This window comes from Granulicella sp. L60, assembly GCF_009765825.1.
GTDB lineage: Bacteria > Acidobacteriota > Terriglobia > Terriglobales > Acidobacteriaceae > Edaphobacter.
In genome coordinates this window covers 542,904-560,336 of the sequence record NZ_LMUR01000015.1, presented here as the reverse complement: position 1 = coordinate 560,336, position 17,433 = coordinate 542,904, and the positions used below count along the sequence as shown (strand labels likewise).

General features: G+C 54.5%; 16 protein-coding genes. 8 read left to right on the top strand and 8 right to left on the bottom strand.

The annotated features are described in order from the left end of the window. Window positions 1-131 precede the first annotated feature (131 nt). Window positions 132-857 (bottom strand): YoaK family protein, encoded by a 726-nt coding sequence (locus GSQ82_RS09560; RefSeq protein WP_158792025.1) that lies wholly within the window; start codon window positions 855-857, stop codon window positions 132-134. 211 nt (window positions 858-1,068) lie between these two features. Here GSQ82_RS09560 and GSQ82_RS09555 point away from each other — a divergent pair, with 211 nt between their 5' ends. Then, on the top strand, window positions 1,069-2,463 hold the full coding sequence (locus GSQ82_RS09555) for an alginate export family protein (protein WP_254061540.1): 1,395 nt from the start codon (window positions 1,069-1,071) through the stop codon (window positions 2,461-2,463). A gap of 69 nt (window positions 2,464-2,532) precedes the next feature. Here GSQ82_RS09555 and GSQ82_RS09550 read toward each other — a convergent pair whose 3' ends face one another. From GSQ82_RS09550 to frc, 3 genes are all read right to left on the bottom strand, one after another. After that, window positions 2,533-2,823 carry a GNAT family N-acetyltransferase gene (locus GSQ82_RS09550; protein WP_158792024.1) on the bottom strand — a complete coding sequence of 97 codons (291 nt, stop codon included), beginning with the start codon at window positions 2,821-2,823 and terminating at the stop codon, window positions 2,533-2,535. An 83-nt stretch (window positions 2,824-2,906) separates the two neighbouring features. Further along, complete coding sequence (gene oxc / locus GSQ82_RS09545) at window positions 2,907-4,622, bottom strand: oxalyl-CoA decarboxylase (protein WP_158792023.1); 1,716 nt, start codon at window positions 4,620-4,622, stop codon at window positions 2,907-2,909. 183 nt (window positions 4,623-4,805) lie between these two features. Then, window positions 4,806-6,056, bottom strand: coding sequence for a formyl-CoA transferase (frc, locus tag GSQ82_RS09540; RefSeq protein WP_158792022.1), 1,251 nt, complete (start codon window positions 6,054-6,056; stop codon window positions 4,806-4,808). 332 nt (window positions 6,057-6,388) lie between these two features. Between frc and GSQ82_RS09535 the strand changes: the two genes are divergently transcribed. After that, window positions 6,389-7,993 (top strand): AMP-binding protein, encoded by a 1,605-nt coding sequence (locus GSQ82_RS09535; RefSeq protein ID WP_158792021.1) that lies wholly within the window; start codon window positions 6,389-6,391, stop codon window positions 7,991-7,993. Window positions 7,994-8,211: 218 nt separating this feature from the next. Continuing rightward, window positions 8,212-9,219, top strand: a complete 1,008-nt coding sequence (locus GSQ82_RS25685) for a VTT domain-containing protein (protein ID WP_371417187.1) — start codon at window positions 8,212-8,214, stop codon at window positions 9,217-9,219. A gap of 35 nt (window positions 9,220-9,254) precedes the next feature. Here the strand turns inward: GSQ82_RS25685 and GSQ82_RS09525 are convergent, their stop codons facing one another. Continuing rightward, on the bottom strand, window positions 9,255-10,754 hold the full coding sequence (locus GSQ82_RS09525; RefSeq protein WP_158792019.1) for an ATP-dependent RecD-like DNA helicase: 1,500 nt from the start codon (window positions 10,752-10,754) through the stop codon (window positions 9,255-9,257). A 159-nt stretch (window positions 10,755-10,913) separates the two neighbouring features. On the opposite strand from GSQ82_RS09525, the gene GSQ82_RS09520 reads away from it, so the two are divergent. The 4 genes from GSQ82_RS09520 (at window position 10,914) to GSQ82_RS09505 (ending at window position 13,652) form a co-directional block, all read left to right on the top strand. Continuing rightward, window positions 10,914-12,128: a DUF763 domain-containing protein gene (locus tag GSQ82_RS09520; protein ID WP_158792018.1), complete on the top strand. Its 1,215-nt coding sequence runs from the start codon at window positions 10,914-10,916 to the stop codon at window positions 12,126-12,128. Window positions 12,129-12,197: 69 nt separating this feature from the next. Beyond that, entirely contained in the window at window positions 12,198-12,785 is a 588-nt protein-coding gene (locus GSQ82_RS09515; RefSeq protein WP_158792017.1) for an alpha-ketoglutarate-dependent dioxygenase AlkB, read from the top strand. A 67-nt stretch (window positions 12,786-12,852) separates the two neighbouring features. Continuing rightward, window positions 12,853-13,275, top strand: coding sequence for a hypothetical protein (locus tag GSQ82_RS09510; protein WP_158792016.1), 423 nt, complete (start codon window positions 12,853-12,855; stop codon window positions 13,273-13,275). A gap of 92 nt (window positions 13,276-13,367) precedes the next feature. Further along, on the top strand, window positions 13,368-13,652 hold the full coding sequence (locus GSQ82_RS09505; protein ID WP_158792015.1) for a DUF427 domain-containing protein: 285 nt from the start codon (window positions 13,368-13,370) through the stop codon (window positions 13,650-13,652). Window positions 13,653-14,208: 556 nt separating this feature from the next. On the opposite strand, the gene GSQ82_RS24710 is transcribed toward GSQ82_RS09505, so the two are convergent. Continuing rightward, a complete protein-coding gene (locus GSQ82_RS24710; RefSeq protein ID WP_216847054.1) occupies window positions 14,209-14,562 on the bottom strand; it encodes an oleate hydratase in 354 nt (117 codons plus the stop codon). Beyond that, window positions 14,559-15,953: an oleate hydratase gene (locus GSQ82_RS09500; RefSeq protein ID WP_216847053.1), complete on the bottom strand. Its 1,395-nt coding sequence runs from the start codon at window positions 15,951-15,953 to the stop codon at window positions 14,559-14,561. Before GSQ82_RS09500 ends, GSQ82_RS24710 begins: the two co-directional genes overlap by 4 nt. Window positions 15,954-16,290: 337 nt before the next feature. On the opposite strand from GSQ82_RS09500, the gene GSQ82_RS09495 reads away from it, so the two are divergent. Continuing rightward, window positions 16,291-16,512 carry a hypothetical protein gene (locus GSQ82_RS09495; RefSeq protein ID WP_158792014.1) on the top strand — a complete coding sequence of 74 codons (222 nt, stop codon included), beginning with the start codon at window positions 16,291-16,293 and terminating at the stop codon, window positions 16,510-16,512. Window positions 16,513-16,548: 36 nt separating this feature from the next. Here GSQ82_RS09495 and GSQ82_RS09490 read toward each other — a convergent pair whose 3' ends face one another. After that, entirely contained in the window at window positions 16,549-17,097 is a 549-nt protein-coding gene (locus GSQ82_RS09490; RefSeq protein ID WP_158792013.1) for an alpha/beta hydrolase, read from the bottom strand. Window positions 17,098-17,433 lie beyond the last annotated feature (336 nt).

The following is a 17,433-nucleotide window of genomic DNA, read 5'->3' as shown; positions in this document are numbered from 1 at the left end:
AGCTCCTTCACACGTGAAGGAGCGGAAAACACAAGTAGCTTTTGATAGGGGAGCATACCGGAACGGCTTCAGCATTCAGTGTCAGGAAGGATTCCGATTTAGCCGGCTGACCCATAGCGTGTTGGATCGTGTCATCCTGCGCTCTCACTGCCCACGCTATTTGCCCGCAATAAATCGCCTGCCAGGAATACAAGGATGACAGCAGGAACAATGAGCGGCAGCCGCATCCAAGCGGACGCCATCGCGCCCGCACCTGCTCCTACGCTATAGCTGAGCCATGCAAGTCCTGGAAGCACGACCTCTTTGAGGTCGGGTCGTTTTTCGTCGGACTTCGGAGCGGACTGCCCAGACAGGTAGCGTCCTACCAGTGCGTCCGAAAATTTCACCATGTTGTTTGTCACCACGATCGTTTGCAGCGAAACGCCTCCGAACCTGGCGATCGTCTCGCCCTGCATGGCTAGTGCTAGCGCCAGTAAGGGCAGCTCGACAGGGATGCGCCAGGAGACATGGAGCCGAATTACACCGGCGATTACAAGAACCGCGGCCATCAGCATCAGTTCCACGGGAGGGCGCCGCAGGTGTCTGCGAATGAGACTCGAGATAATTCCGCCTAGAAAGAAAAGGCCCACGGCAAAGGCCAGAAGACCGCATCGGGCCCACTGCGCGCGAACCACCGTCAGGCCTAGCTGAACGGTATTGCCTGTCATGATGGCTGGATAGATCCCGCCAACATCGGAGAAACCGATGACCTCCACATAACCTGCGATTCCCGCCAGCGCAACGACACGCTGAACAGAACGAGCCAGGGATGGAAGCTTTGATATCTGAGGTGCGACTGTCGTTACAACTGATCTCATAGGCTTCACACGAACAACTAGCTACTCCTAACGCGATGGTTAGTCGTAGTGTATGAAGCTTTCCCGGGATCTCGTGTGACCTGCATCACAGGAGATCGTTGCAACTGGCCGTACTCTCAAATCGCGGGCAGAAGTCATTAGAAAAGGCGACGTTCAGTCATGATCGGTCGATGTCCCCTTAGCTCGCAGTTATATCTCCCGACCTCCTCATATGTACGACACCGAAAGAAGCGAATCAATGCACTTCAAGTCTTCAAAACCTCTGCTATTCCTGGTATCAGCATCATTGCTTGCGGTTGCGGTCCCGAAAGCCTCGGCACAGTATCTAGACTATCCGCAACCTGTAGGCAATATTCAGTCTTTGCAGTCACCTGACGTTCCTTCATGGATGACTCTGGATATGGATCTTCGTACACGTGGGGAAGGTCAAACCGCGATTGACTACAGCTCAGGAAATGCCCAGGCGTATGACCTGACGAGAGTGCATGGTGGAATCAAGGTGCGGCCGACCAGGTGGCTGGCAGCGTACCTCCAGTTTCACGACGCTCATGCGTTGGGACTGCCTCTTCAGTACACCGCCGCAAATATGCGCGACACGTTCGACTTCCGCCAGGCGTATCTGGACTTTCACATCAAACATGTCTCAGTGTTTGCGGGCAGGCAAGAATTGAAGTTCGGCGACGAGCGATTAGTGGGGATCAGCGACTGGACAAACGTTAGTCGCACATTTGATGGCTTTGACGCTCGCATCGGAGAAAAAAACAGAATCGATCTGTTTAGCGCATCTGTGGTGAACATCTATCCCACCGCCCTTGATATGCACTCCGGCGGCCTCAACTTTCACGGAGCCTATGCTTCGATCAATTCCTGGATTCCACACACAACCTTTGAACCATACGTCCTCGTGAAGGCCATGCCGCGCGTCCTGAGCCAGCAAGGAAGCTATGGCACGGAAACGGAGACAACCCCGGGGCTACGCGTGAGCGACAATATGCCGGGCGGTTTTGACTATAGCGTCGAGGGCGTGTTGCAACGCGGCAGCTATTCAAACGACTCGATTCACGCCGGTGCTGGATATGCCAAAGCCGCGTATACATCGGCTCGCCTTCCTTGGACACCTCGTGTCCAGGGTGAATACGACTATGCGACGGGAAATACCCACAAGAACCCGCAACGGATCAGCACCTTTGACCAACAGTATCCAAGTTCGCACAATGCTTTCGGACTCGTCGATCTCTTTGGTTGGCAGAATATTCGGCAGACCCGCGTAAACCTCAGCCTAACGCCGATACCTCATCTCACGCTTTTGATTCAAGAAGAGCTGTTGCGTGTGGCGACGATGAAGGATGGAGTCTACAACGGTAGCGGATCGGAATTTGTGAAGCCTCCGACAGGAGGATTTACCAGCGATAACATCGGTCGGGACTTCGATGCTTCACTGAAATATGTGTATCACCAATACTTCGTGGTCAATGCGGGTGTCGGGCACTTCTCCCCAGGCGAACTCATGAGAGTAAACGGTCACGGCGCACCATTGACCCTTTCCTACATATCATTCACATACCGGTTCAGGCTGGATCATGACCCAGAGGCCACTCGGAAGTAGCCTCTGGAAAGAGCAGATCGATGACATGATCGACAATTCAGGCTGTCTTCGCCCGCCTGTTGAGGCAGATTACAGTTGTTCGGAAGATGCAGCGACGAGATCGGCGAACTCCGGATGACGGTGAATGTACTCCTCAACAAATGAGCACTGAGGAACAACCTGCAGACCCCTGGTGCGTGCCTCCGTCAGCACAGACCGTACCAGAGTGCCACCAACGCCGTGACCCTCGAGCACCTGTGGGACCTCCGCGTGAACGAGAACCAGTTGGCCCTTTGCGTATGCGTAATCAAGGAAAGCAGTCTCACCTTGCTCGATCAGTTCGAAGCGATGAAGCGTTGTGTTGTCAGTAACTGTAGCCATAAGCAAGCTTACCCCCTATAGAATCGTGTATTAAAATAAACGGCCTCGGAAGATCCGAGGCCGGCTGATTTGTGGTCCTGCCATCATTTCATGGAGGACAGGGCGTTCTTTGGGTTTAGGTTTTGGATATGTCCACTTTCGGTCCCTGCCTTCGGATCGATGATGCAATCGATCAGCGTCGGCTTCCCGGAAGCAAGAGAATCGTTCAGGGCTAAAGTCAGAGCTTGAGGATCGCTCACGGAATATCCAACGCCACCGAATGCTTCGATCAGCTTCTCATAACGTGCGCCCTGCATAAGCGTCGTAGGCGATGGATCAGATCCTCCGGTCGGGTTTACTCCATTCCCCTTGTAAATACCCCCATTGTTGAAGACGACAATCACCACAGGAAGTTCGTAGCGGCAAATGGTCTCAAGTTCCATACCGCTGAAGCCGAAGGCGCTGTCACCTTCAATTGCCACAACAGGTTGATGGCTCACGACTGCGGCGCCGATCGCATAACCCATTCCAATCCCCATGACACCCCAGGTTCCGGAGTCGAGCCTCATGCGGGGTTTGCGCATATCGATGATATTGCGTCCGAAGTCGAGCGTATTTGCGCCTTCGTTAACCACGTAGATATCCGGTTTATCGGCCAGCACATCCCGGATGACGCGGAGCGCGCTCGAGAAGTTCATCGGGCTGGGATTGGCAGCGAGTTGAACTGCCATCTTCTCTGTGTTGTGTTTCCTGCGTTCGGCAATCGCTGTCAGCCATTCGGTGCTCACCTTAGTGGCGCCTGGCTTAACATATGCAAGGAAAGCCGAGACGACGGATGCAATGTCACCCACCACGGGCGCGGCTATAGCGCGATTGCTATCCATCTCTGTTGGCTCGATGTCGACCTGGATGAACTGAGCCGTAGGGGACCATTGCGCACCCTTGCCGTGTGCAAGCAGCCAGTTGAGCCTCGCGCCGATGAGCATCACTACATCGGCTTGGGCAAGAACGAGGGAACGGGCGGCGGCGGCTGATTGCGGGTGGTCGTCAGGCAGCAATCCTTTCGCCATCGACATGGGTAAAAACGGGATGCCGGTCGTCTCAATCAACGAGCGAATATCCTGATCAGCCTGCGCGTATGCTGCGCCTTTACCAAGAATAATGAGTGGCCTCTTTGCCGTCGCGAGCAGATCTAAGGCTCTCTCGACCGCTTCGGGAGCGGGTATCCTTCGCGGTGCCGGATCGACCACATGTACGAGAGATTGTTTTCCGGTTTCGGCATCGATGACGGCACTCAGTGCTTCAGCCGTCAGATCCAGATAAACCCCACCTGGCCGTCCTGACACGGCCGCACGGATTGCTCGTGCGATTCCGATGCCGATATCTTCAGGTCGGTTCACGCGGAAGGCCGCCTTCGCGTAAGGTTTCGCTGCGTTCATCTGATCAAGCTCTTCGTAATCGCCCTGCTGGAGATCGACGATCGCACGGTTGCTCGATCCGCTGATCTGAATCATTGGGAAACCGTTGGTAGTAGCGTTCGCCAGCGCCACCATGCCGTTCAGGAACCCCGGTGCTGAAACGGTGAGGCAAATGCCCGGCTTTTGCGTAAGGTATCCAGATATCGCTGCGGCATTGCCTGCAGACTGCTCATGCCGAAAGCCGATGTATCGCATTCCTTCTGCCTGAGCCAGGCGCGCCAGATCCGTGATTGGAATGCCAGCGACACCATAAATTGTATTGATGCCATTCAGCTTTAGTGCATCGACCACCAAATGAAAGCCGTCCGTCATAACGGCAGCAGACTGCGATTCGCTTGCCATATTGCCAATTCCTTCCAATTCTCTGTTCTGTTGGGGCTTATCTGATGGACGAGATCGTCAAGGAGGCAGCTGAGCCACGCCATGACGCGAAAAGCCTGGGATGGACGTAGATACCTCGATGTATCCGCTCTCATATAACGACGGGTCAGGCGCCTGAGTGTGTACCCTAAGCGCCTGATGTCCTCAGATAACCTTCGCGTCGTGCAGTTTGGCGATCTCTTCCGGCTTGTACCCCAGTTCGGCGAGTACCTCATCTGAGTGCTCGCCTAGGAGAGGCGAACCCGTAATCTTAGGCGTAAAGTCCGAGAACTTCATCGGGCTGCCGACGGTCAGATAGGTACCCCGCTCCTTGTGTGGAACCTCAACGATCGTCCCGGCCGCCCGCAGCGTCGTGTCATAGGCGATCTCCTTCATGTTCAGGACCGGAGAGCACGGAACTCCGAATCGCCGCAGGATGTTGACTGCTTCGAACTTGGTCTTGTCGGCAAGCCACTTCTCAATATCGGCAAAGATATCGAAGATGTGTGGCTGGCGTGCAGCCGCTGTCGTGTAGGCTGGATCGTTTTTCCATTCAGGCTTCTCAATTGCATCGCAAGTCGGTCCCCAATCCTGCTCCTGAATCGTGAAGTAGATGTACGAGTTCGGATCAGTCTCCCAGCCTTTGCATTTGAGGATCCAGCCCGGCTGGCCGCCGCCGCCTGCATTACCGCCCCGAGGAGTTACATCGGTGAACTTTCCATTGGGATACTGGGGATACTCTTCGAGATAGCCAACACGTTCGAGCCTCTGCTGATCGCGTAACTTCACGCGGCAGAGATTGATCACGCTATCCTGCATCGAAACAGATACCTTTTGGCCTTTTCCTGTCTTTTGACGGCTCATAAGCGCGGTCAGGATGCCGATCAACAGGTGCATTCCACTGTTGCTGTCGCCGAGGGCGGCTGCGCTAATCGTCGGAGGACCGTCCCAGAACCCAGTCGTCGAGGCAGAGCCGCCAGCGCACTGTGCGACATTCTCGTAAACCTTGATATCGGAATAAATCGACTGGTCGTTGAAGCCTTTGACGGATCCGAAGATCAGTCTTGGGTTAAGTTCCTGAATATGCTCCCATGAAAATCCCATCCGGTCCATGGCGCCCGGAGCGAAGTTTTCAACGAGAACGTCGGCTCCTCGGATCAGCTTCTCCATAATCTCTTTGCCTTCCGACGTCTTGGTGTTGAGGGTCAGCGATCTCTTATTGCTGTTGAGCATTGTGAAATACAACGCATCGACATTGGGAATGTCACGCAACTGATGCCGTGTGACATCGCCCCCGTTGAGACGTTCGACCTTCAGGACATCGGCTCCGTACCATGCCATCATCTGGGTACATGCTGGACCTGCCTGGACACCGGTAAAATCAATTACTTTGATTCCTTCAAGCGGCAAACTCATAGTGAAAGACTCCCTTTTTTGTTGCGGCACCGTCGCGGATAGGTTGCGAAGCTCTTTCACCGCTGGTGCCTTCTGGCGGTGTCTCGAAGAGCCTGTTGCTGAACTCGAAGGTAGCCTCGCCATGTCGTCTCGTATGTGACGGCCGTCACCGAAGGATCAGGAGAAAGGTGGGAAGCTTAGATCGTCTCCAGGCTTGCTGGTAGATACGAACAGGCTCACGAGTCTTCTCGAGCCGGTATCAACGTTGGTGAAGAATCAGGTGAGGCGACTCCACTTGGTCTTTGCGATTGAACTCACAGATCCTCCACCGAAGCAGTAGATCGATCAGGCCCATGACACAATACAAAACCATAGAGAGACCGAGCACTGCGACCATCGGATATCCACCTCTGACCAATCTGTCTCAGCTACTTACCGAACATGCCCAAACGCAACCGGAACGGATTGCTATCGGGATCTCTGACCTGAGTCATGTGGTCAACTACCAGAAACTGGAATTGTTAGTGAACAGCGCGAAGACGCAGTTATCTTTACTAGGTTTGAATCGCAGCCATACGGTTGCGTTGCTCGCTGACAACTGTATCGAGTTCGTTGTAGCACTCTTGGCGGTGACTTCTTTCGGAGCTCGTCTCGCCCCGCTGAATCCTTCGCTCACCGTGATCGATGTGCAGGCACGCCTCAACGCCCTATCTGCGCATGCTTTGCTGATCCCAAAACATCTGGAAAATCAGGTGGATCATTCCGCGTTTTTGTCCGGAACATCAGCTTTGTGGACCGTGAACGTCGAGGTCTCAAGCTCCTCCGCAGCAGTCCACATTCATGACATTGCGAACAAGACTCCGGCTGCCGAGGCAGGGACCAGCTCATCTCTTATAGCGGGCGATGATGTCGCTCTGGTGATGTTCACAGCCGGCTCGACAGGAGCGCCCAAAGCCGTTCCGTGGACACATCGCAATATCCTTGAATCGATTCGAAATATAGCTTCCTGGTATGATCTCTCACCCGCAGACGCAACACTGATCGTTATGCCGATGTTCCATGGCCATGGTCTGGTCGCGGGTTTACTCGCAACCCTTGTGAGCGGTGGGAGCGTCTACCTTCCCACTACCGGCGGGTTTTCTGCCCACTTGTTCTGGCCGGACATGGTTAGGGTTAGGGCGACATGGTTCACTGCGGTGCCCACCATCCACCGCATTCTGGTTAACCGTGCATCGCAGGATTACCCGGGATTATCAGCTCCGGCGCTCCGCTTCATTCGCAGTTGCAGCGCGCCCATCGACGAAGATCTCGCCACTGCGATGGATAAAACTTTTGGTGCGCCCGTCATCTCGGCGTACGGGATGACGGAAGCGACCCACCAGGTATCGTCCAATCCTCTGCCTATGCATGGAACGAATCGAATATCTTCGGTCGGCTTACCCACAGGAGTTGAGATGCGGATTGTTGCAGAGGATGGAAATGACCTACCCGTTGGCGGTATAGGTGAAGTTTGGGTCCGCGGTGCGACTGTCATCTCCGGATACCTCGAGAATCCTGAGGCAAACGCCTCCAGCTTCTCCGATGGATGGTTCCGTAGTGGGGATCTGGGCAGCATGGACACACCCGGATATCTAGATCTGAAGGGAAGAATCAAAGAACAGATCAACCGGGGCGGCGAAAAGATCGCGCCGGGCGATATCGATGTCGCACTCCTTTCGAATCCGGCAGTGCTCGAAGCTGTGGCCTTCCCGGAGCCGCATCCGATCTATGGAGAATGTGTTCATGCGGCAGTCGTGTTGCGCTCTGGAAGTAATGCGTCTGAGCAGGAACTTGAGGACTACTGCCGGTCAAAGCTCAGCAGCTTTGAGGTTCCCGAACGAATCCACATCGTAAGCAGCATTCCAAACACAGCAAAGGGTGCCGTCGACCGGCGGGCCCTTTCGACTCAATTTAGGTAAATGAAGTCGATGACCGCATCGAATCATTGGCTGGAACGACGCGGGCCTGAATCCAGCGTTATCAGTCGCTTGGACAATGAATGATCCTTTCTCGATGATTCCATTAAGTCTTCCGAACTCGCCGCTCTCATGCCTCTTCCTTCAATCGGAACGGCCTAGAGATTTGATAGGGAGAGCCGTTTCTACGATTTCTCAACTGTACAAATTGTGGCCGATCAATGGGTAACATGGTCCCACTCACTTATCCCACCCTATGGCTGGTGGTCTTCGCGAGTCAACTCTGCTTGCCTGTGCCCGCGATTGCTTTCCTTATGATGGCGGGAGCTCTCGTTGGCCACGGTGAGTTCAGGATAGATCTCATCATCCTCGTGGGTATTCTCGGTTGTCTGGCTGGCGATCTCGTTTGGTTTGAGGCCGGGCGGCGGTGGGGCAGCAGGATCCTTCGGTTGCTCTGCAGTTTTAGCAGCGACCCCGGATACGCCGCACAGCGAGCGAGACGGGTGTTCAAACGTTGGGGTCCGCGCTCTCTTCTGGTTGCCAAATTCGTTCCTGGACTGGATGGTGTGACTCCTCCCCTCGCGGGCATGGAGGGCATCCCGATAACCTCCTTTCTTGCTTATGATGCCGTCGGTTCTCTCCTGTGGTCCACGTTTTATGTCGGTGTCGGATATGTGTTTGCAGACCGATTGAATGTCGCAATAACATATGTAACCCGTTTCGGACATCTTCTGGCCGTGGCGATAGGGGTTCCGTTGATTCTCTACGCCGCTTGGCGGGCAATAACGCTCATCCGGATGATTCATAAATTGCGCCTCCGCAAGATAAGCCCTTCGCTGTTGCGCCAAAGACTGGATGCGGATGAAAATATTGCTCTGGTCGATCTTGTAAGCTTCGACGAAACCGAACCCTTTCCCGGCATTCCAGGAGCTATCCGGGTTGACCCGCAACGCCTTCGCGTTCCCGGTCATGTCAAGGTTCCAAAGGACCTGGACGTCGTTCTTTACTGTTCCTCCGCTCGAGAACTGACCAGCGCCCGAGTTGCTCTCGCTCTTCGAAGGAAAGGAGTGGCGCGAGTATGGGTGTTGGAGGGAGGATTAACCGCATGGAAGAAGCTCGGGTTTCCTGTTGAGCCGATTCCTGCCTCAAACCGGGCAGCCATCGAGCGCCTTGGTATTCGGGTCCTGGACAATCACAATCACCCTTTGCCCGAATACAACGGCGATTGACGGCAGCGCCCTATAACGAAAGAGTACACAACAAACTAGGCTTCAATCACCACGAGTCGCTTCGACGGACGTGTTGCGGCGACATAGAGCATCTGTTGCGCTTCCAGCAGATTGGTTTCTTCGCGTCGACGGATATCGGGAAGGTCTATAAAGACCGAGCCGAATGTCCCGCCCTGGCTCGTATGGACCGTCAGACTATAGATCGACTGCAGCCTGGCAAAGCTCTGTTGAAACTCATGGAGATGCATCCACCGAATACGTGACTCTGCCGCTTCGTCCTTGATCCGGGTAACCGCCTTCTGAAATTCACTCTCATCCGAGATCATGTGGACGGCTTTCTCGTCACCTTCATTGTCCTCCAGACGGATAAGCCATGTGGGGATTGAGGCAGTCCACTTCGGAACACCCGCGGCCTCTTTGATGTCATGGCTGAGGAAGGTCTTTTCGATACCCAGTACCTTCGCCTCCTCGTTGTTGGCAAAGATGATGGAGTCTTCCACGATGACAGGTGCGCGAAAGAGTGCCCTTTCCCCAGGCATGAACGGCGTAGGAATGTTGTCCCCGTAACGCCAGCGGCGAATCGTCTCGTTGGTCTGGCGAACGCGCCGATTCGTCCACGCGAGGTAGCGAAACGCGTTCGGGTCGGCTTCAAACTCTTCAGAGGTGAAAGCCTTACGCATCCATCGATGTGCAGCTTCACGAGGCAGGAATACGCCATGTCCGCTCTCGAGCGCTGACTGCCGGAGCCACGACCAATCGGAAGGACCTCCCTGACTACTGCGGATAATGCTGGCAGCTTCGAGGATCGGATTTCCTGCCGCTTGCCGGACGATCGTCGTCAAGTGAGAGCGGTTTGGCGTATTAAATGTCTCGCTCTCTGCCTCCCCAACCGGCGGTAGCTGGGCCGGATCGCCGACAAAGAGTACAAAAGCATTTGGAAGATGGCGCTTGATGTGTCGAAACAGTTCAAGGTCCACCATAGAACATTCGTCGATCACTACCACATCGGCCTTGACTGGCTCTGCATCGCGGTCTCTTTCGAAGACAAGGCGATCCGTCCGGGGTTTTGGTGTCAGGCTGAGAACGCTATGGATCGTACGACAAGCTACGTCCTTAATGTTCGCCTCGGTCAACTTGAGAGCGAGAACTGCCACAGCCTTGTGTGTGGGGGCACTGAGGACGACACGGCGATTCTTCGCGAGCATGCTCTTGGTCAGCCGCTGCATCAGGTATGTCTTCCCCGATCCGGCATGTCCTGTGAGCAGGTAAAATCCACCCGGCTCGTATGCGGCCTCGATACTTCGAAGGGCCTCGGCCTGGTCGACTGTAAGCTCAGGATCGGGCGTTACATCGATCTCTGCTGGAGGGGTCGCAACCTCCGTCGCGAGCGGTTGTGCTGTGACTTTAGCCGGAGCAGCCACAGTCGGAGGCGCGAAGAATTCGCCCTGGAAATCCGGGCCTTCCTGAGCTAACTGCCTGCGCCGACGACGTGCGGTACTGGCCGCGCGGCCGCCATTCGAGTCCGGATCTTTCATCGTTGGTGATTACTTTAAACGAACGCTACCGGTGAATATCACCTGGATCGGGGTTGCGTCACCTGATAGCCACCTACCGAGACCATGACCTTCAGAGCTTTGGGTCCCCTTGATTATAAGCGAATAGAGGGCGAATATAAAGCTGAGGTATTTGTCCGCATGAAGCGCTCTGGAACCGCCGATCTTCCGCTCCACGGCGGCCGCGTGCCTGCATGGCTGGCTGACAGAATGACCGAGCTTGGAACTGCGATTGCAGAACAGGTGATCCTCAATTACGGCAGATTGAAATTTCTCACGAGATTGAGCGACCCATTCTGGTTTCAGTCTTTTGGGGCTGTGATGGGCATGGACTGGCACTCATCAGGCATAACGACTTCCGTACTTGGCGCACTTAAACGCGGGATCAATCCGCGGTTCTCAGAACTCGGCCTTATGGTCTGCGGTGGACGTGGCAGACACTCCGTCAGGACGCCGGACGAACTTCGTTCGTTCTCGGTGAGAACCGGACTTGACGGTGACGCGCTGGCACGTACGAGTCGGCTCACCGCGCGAGTCGATAACAATGCGGTCGTCGATGGGTTTCAACTTTACCTTCACTCCTTCGTTGTGACGCAATCCGGGGAGTGGGCAGTCGTGCAGCAAGGGATGAATTCTGCGAATCATCTGGCTCGACGCTACCACTGGCATTCGGCCACGGTGCGCGACTTTGTGTCCGATCCTCACGCAGCTGTTGTGGGCAAACCGCAGGGAGAGATTGTGAACCTCGTCGATGCCCGCGCCGAACGGGCACAGAGTGCGTTGCTTTCGATCACGAGGGAACCTGTCGCAAATGTCCTGAACGATGCCCGTAAACTCACGATGCCGGCGCATCACGATGTTCGTGCGAAGGAAGTAGACCTGAAGCGATTGGGTGGGGTGCTGGCGGTGGCACATGAAGAGGAACTTCGCGACTTCGCATCGCTATTGCTGGTGGAGGGGCTTGGACCGCGAACGCTGCAGTCGCTTGCTCTAATTGCGGAGGTCGTGCACGGAGCGCCAAGCCGATTCTCCGATCCCGCGCGTTTTTCGTTTGCCCATGGGGGCAAAGACGGACATCCCTTCCCCGTACCTCTCAAAACCTACGATGAATCTCTGGCAGTTCTTCGTCGGTCTCTGGAGGCAGCTCGACTTGGACATACGGAAAAGCTTGAGGGTTTCCGGCGATTGGACAGACTCACTCGTACGGTCGAGGAGGAACGGGAGCCGCTTGCGGATTTTGACGCTGCAATCGCGCATGAGCGTTCTATCTCTCGGTCGATCGGAGGCAGAACGGTATTCGATGACAAGATCCCTAGTACGAGATCGGCCCAAACGCCGCAGCTGAATTTGTTTTAAAGTCGGATCGTTTCGTTCTACCCACTCGTGGTTAAGCACCGGGGAAGAAAGATTTTCAGGAGGACGCTAATGGCAACGCAAAGTGGACTGTTTGCTGAATTCGAGAGTGAACCGCCCTCAACGCCCGCCGGGTTTCGTTATGAAGCAGACATCATCAGCGAAGCGGAAGAAGCTGCGCTTGTAGCGTCACTTTCCACTCTCGAGCTCAAACCCTTTGAATTTCATGGTTATCTGGGTAACCGCCGTGTCACCTCGTTTGGGCTCCGCTACGATTACTCGCGACGGCAGGTCGAAGCTGCAGATGGCTTCCCTTCCTTCATGACGGAACTTCGCAAGAAGGTCGCGAAATTCTCCGGTCGGCATGTGGAAGACTTCCAGCAAGGCGGAGTCAACGAGTATCCTCCGGGAGCTGGAATCGGTTGGCACAAGGACAAGCCGCAATTTGGCGTCATTGTCGGCGTTTCTCTTCTGTCCCCGGCGACGATGCGCTTCCGCCTTCCCACAGATACTGGCTGGCTTCGCCGGTCGCAAACGATAAAGCCGCGATCGATCTATATTCTGGAGGGCGCCTCCCGAACCAAGTGGGAACATAGCATCCCTCCCGTAGATTCGCTGCGATACTCCCTTACGTTTCGAACGCTCGTCGAGGCAGAATGAGCGAAGATTTTAACCGTTGTGAGGTCGTCATTTTAAATAGAGAAAATAATTCTTTGGAGTTTCCCAATTGACCATTTCGCTTAAAGATTTGACCACCTATTCAGGAATTCTCTCGATCGGATTCTATGCAATCGCGATCCTCACTCAAACACCGGACATCGGGCCCTTCAGTGCCGTGGCGGTACTGAAGGGACATGGCAATACAGGAGTCTTCGCGGCCTTCGTCTTTGCCGTGGCGTTCTCCTTCGTTATGGTCTCTACTGCAAAGATCTGGCGGTATCTCGATCATGTCTATCTCCGCGACAAGCTGATTCCGTCCATGGCTGCCCTATTGTTCGCCTTTGGGTTGACCTGCCTGTGCAAGCTGGAAGGTTCTGATCCCTTTCCCTCGATCCAACAGTTTTGGCGCTTCGGGTCTCTTGCGTTTGCCATATTCCTTATGGATTTCGCGGTCTCTGCTGATGGGAGTCGAACGGCCGAGACGGTATAACGAACCCGGGCGAAGCGAGGTCGCCCTTCGAGGCACGCAACCAACCAGAGAGACCTGAGGGAAATGAGGCTAATATAAAACGAGTGAACGTAATGAAGAAAGCTATATGGAACGGCCAAGCAATCGCCCCGAGCGAAAACGCCAAAGTATCAGATGGAATCACTTATTTTCCTGACGAAGATGTGAAACGAGAGTTCCTCCGACCGAGTTCAACTACCTCCACCGATGGATCTAAAGGCCAAGCACGGTTTTACACCCTTCTGGTCGACGGTGCGGAGAATCTGGACGCCGCCTATTACTACCCCGATCCCAAGCCTGTAGCACGCTCCCTAAAACACCACATCGCATTCTGGCGTGATGTCGAGATCACCGAATGAGCGGTTGAATTCTACAGACCTCATTCCATCCACTCTGACTACGGAAGCCGGCACGAATTTGCGCAAGCAAAAAGGGGCGATCTCTTTCGAGATCCCGCCCCTCTGCTTTCCGATGTTTCGAAGATCCGGTTCGGCGCCGAGATCACAACTAATTGCCATTTCAGATTCGCTTGGAGACCGCGAGCAGAGCCCGCACTTCCCTACTCCTCTGTCATTGCCTTCGTTGTCAGAGCTTCTTTGGTCTATCCATAAGCATTCAGTTTCCTAAGTACTTCGTGATCACCGTTGCCGGTTCTCCTGATAGCCCTTGTCGACTCTCTTCTGCTGGAAGATTTCTCCTCCGTTGATTCGTAAGATACTCGCGTTCTGCCTACAAAGCATCGATTGTCAGACCCGTTTTTTTTGTGCAAATCATGGTCGGATAGTGGAAATCGAGTCGATTATCGTCGAAGCGTCGCTGAAGACTGAATTGCTGTGTTTTTTCCGGGTTATTGTGCCCGCCTGCCCTCAGAACCAAGTTGATCCGGAACGCTAAGCATAAAGCCGATAACGCACTTCAGATAAGTCCATACTCCTCAAGCAAACGCCCGATCATGGTCTTTTCCACCCAGCGTTTTGCAAAGAATGGGATGGTTAATTTCTCACGGTCTCGCAGGAATACCGTCGACTTAATGAGTTCTCGGACATCGTAAATGGACCCAAATACTTCAGGAACTCCGCGCTCTATCTTGAGGAGTTGATACACCGCTTCCATTCCCGTTCGGACCGAGTATTCCGTTGTAAAGATGCAGTCCCGTGTCGATTCAGCAAACTGGCCGATGAAGGCGAAGTTCTTCACTGCGTCCGGCACGACCTTTGGTCGGTCGGTCCCATTGCGCGTCAGGAAGAACGCCGTGATGAAGGGCATCATGCAGGGGCGCGTGAGGCACCTGCGGCGGCCAACGAATCGATTTCATGCAAAGGTACGCCGAGATGGAAGAGCCACTCCTTTGTAATCTCCTCGCCAGTACAGTCTCGCATCGGCTTTGTAACATAATCTCCGGGACGGTCGGTAAAGAGCGCATAACACCAAACAACGGTCTGCTCAGGGGGCTGCTGTTTGAAGTGTGGCTGACGATTGACGGTCCAGCTCAGAAGCCATGACGAATCGCGCACGCTGACGATGCCACCTGTCACCACCTTGCCCGTCCTGGTTGGCCGCTTAGCGATCTTCTCGATGTAGGCGGGTATCCTAGGGTCAAGCGTCGTGATCGAGGCGGAAGCCCACTGAGACTCCTCCGGTCTCGTACAGAATTTGTCTGGCTTTCCGAAAGCTGCATCTTGGGCCGCGATATTTCTCCAGAGATGCCAGCTGCCTCCGTCATGCACGATAGGGTCAAATCTCGCAGGCGTGTGATGATCGCCCCACTCGGAGTTCTCCACCAATGATCCGTTGGTTACAAAGACTAGATCGTCTTCAGTAACATCGACCCCGCCCTGCTGTCCGTCTTGAATCCATTCGATCCGGCGCGCCACCTTGTGGTCTGGCGCAATATCGAAGACGACATTCATCACCTGCGTATTGAACTGGACCCTGGCCCCCTGCTGGCGCAGCCACGTGATGAGCGGTAAAACAAGGGATTCGTATTGGTTGAACTTAGTGAACTTCAAAGTACTGAAGTCAGGTAGACCGTCAATGTGGTGAATAAAGCGCTGGACGTAGAGCTTCATCTCCAGCGCACTGTGCCACTCCTCGAACGCAAACATGGTTCGCCAGTAGAGCCAGAAGTTCGAGTCGAAAAAATCTTTGCCGAAAACCTCATTGATTCGCTTCTCGTAGAGATGTTCAGGCAGCGCAAGAACAAGCTCAATGATCTCTCTTCGGGCTTTTGAGCTAAGGGTGAAATCCATGCCGGTCTTCGCATCCAGCCCTCGCTCGATTGTCGCTCGCTGTAGCGAATGGTTTGGATCGTCTTTATTAAGCCAGTAAAATTCGTCGAGTACGGAGGCACCTTCGATCTCAAGCGATGGGATCGACCGATAGAGATCCCAGAGACACTCAAAGTGATCCTCCATTTCGCGGCCACCACGGATCAGCCAGCCGGTCTCTGCATTGCCGGCACCGTCGAGCGCGCCACCTCCAATAGTCGCTGCCTCCAGGATCGTGATGCGATCACCGGCCATATGGCCATCGCGTATGAGAAAAGCGGCAGCTGCCAGCGAGGCCAGACCACCGCCAACCAGATAGGCTGATTTCGTTTCAATGTTCGCTGGTTTCCGAGGCCGTGCAAATGCTTCGTAGTTCCCTTTGCTGTAATACACGTTTGCCTCCTATGGTTTGGCTACTGCTCAATGAAAACATCCGTTATCTATCTTGCCGGCTATCGTACGCTCGGAGATTACAAGAGTCTAAGCATCACGACGATGGAAGTTCTGATGATTTCAGGAATATCGTTACAAGTGTTTCCACACGGCCGCGAGATCAACCTTCTCCTGGGCATATCAAGGTCCCCGCTCCATGCCGTCCGCAGGATCTGTCAGATGCAAGACCAGGGGCTACTCGCAGTGCAACCCGCTGTCGCAAAATCACAAACGCCGTCGTCTCTTCCATGGATACGCACAAAAGGTTGTCCACCGACGTAAATGATAGCCTTCCATTATGGGAACCATCGAAAAACGGACATTGGAAAAAGAGCGGGACCGCCTGCAGCAGGCTATTGAGGCTGAGAAAAATGCGATAGCCAGAGGAGACTCTTCGCTTGACACAACTTCTGATCCCGATCCGGAACAGCGAGTATCCCGCCGCGAACATCTATTGGAGCTGCAGTCGAAGCTCTACGCAGTCGAGTCAAGCTTAGCAGCCGTCGAGCTAACAGCTTGATTGCGGAAGACCGATTTGTCAAACCATAGCTAACTTTCAAATGTGCACGCCGATTCCCGCGGCAAAAGCTTCGAGCAAATTCCACCCTTCCTGCCAGTCTCCATTCCCCGGCTCCGTTGATATGTGCCCGCGCTCCCCGACACAAACGAATCCAGCTCCCCAACTCTTCGCCAACTCCGCAGCTACGACGATTGGGCAATACGGATCATTCGTACTGGCTACGACGAGGGAGGGATAAGGGACCGGCGATTCCGGAATTTGCGTGAACGACTGAGCTGGAAACTCCCGCCGCTTGAAGTTTGGAGGGGCGACAAGGAAGGCTCCTCGAATCGAGAGATTCGAATGATGATGGATCGCCCAGTTGACGGATAGGAGACACCCCATGCTATGGGCTACGAGAATCGGGGGGCCCGCGCAAGCCTGGATGGACTTGGACAACGCTTCCATCCAGTCGTCTAATTGGGGAGCGTTCCAGCTGGCAGGTTCCAACCTCAGTGCGTCGACCCTACGACCCTGCCACGCGGTCTGCCAGTGTTGAGATCCTGAGTTGTTAAGACCGGGAAGAATCAAAATGGGTGTTTGCATCGAATATGTCTCCAAGGTCCCTTGTTGGCCGCAGATTCTAAGACTACCGAATTCACGCAATCTCTGTTTGACGTGAGAGGGTACTCCGGCTTCTACGAAGGGATGACGGCGGAGATAGGTCGATACCTCGGTCTCGTTGTCGGCATCTGAACGCCGAAGACGAGCGAGCCTCAGGCATCTTCGTCATCATCGAGCATGCCTATCGGATGATGCTCCTGCCGTCCGCCCGTCGCTTCACCCCGCGATGGAACAGCCTGACGAGGTCGACTTCTTCCCCGCTCAGATCTCCAGTCAGATACTGCCTGCCCCTGCCCTCGAGCTCTTCGACCGAGATCG